The sequence below is a fragment of the Bacillus sp. NTK074B genome, assembly GCF_017303375.1.
Taxonomy (GTDB): Bacteria; Bacillota; Bacilli; order Bacillales; family Bacillaceae_B; genus Rossellomorea.
Window position 1 is genome coordinate 1 of record NZ_JAFKOH010000335.1, and the last position, 219, is coordinate 219.

1 tRNA gene is annotated in these 219 nt (G+C 48.4%); it reads right to left on the reverse strand.

The features are described from left to right. Window positions 1–2: 2 nt before the first annotated feature. Window positions 3–74: transfer RNA gene (locus JI667_RS22565), tRNA-Gln, on the reverse strand. Window positions 75–219: the final 145 nt, after the last annotated feature.

The following is a 219-nucleotide window of genomic DNA, read 5'->3' on the forward strand; positions in this document are numbered from 1 at the left end:
GGCTGGGCTAGCTGGATTCGAACCAACGCATGTCGCAGTCAAAGTGCGATGCCTTACCGCTTGGCTATAGCCCAATAATTACGTAAATGGCATAAAAAAGGGACATTTATAGGATGTCCATTTTACACTGAAATATACAAAATGGTGGAGGGGGGCAGATTCGAACTGCCGAACCCGAAGGAGCGGATTTACAGTCCGCCGCGTTTAGCCACTTCGCTA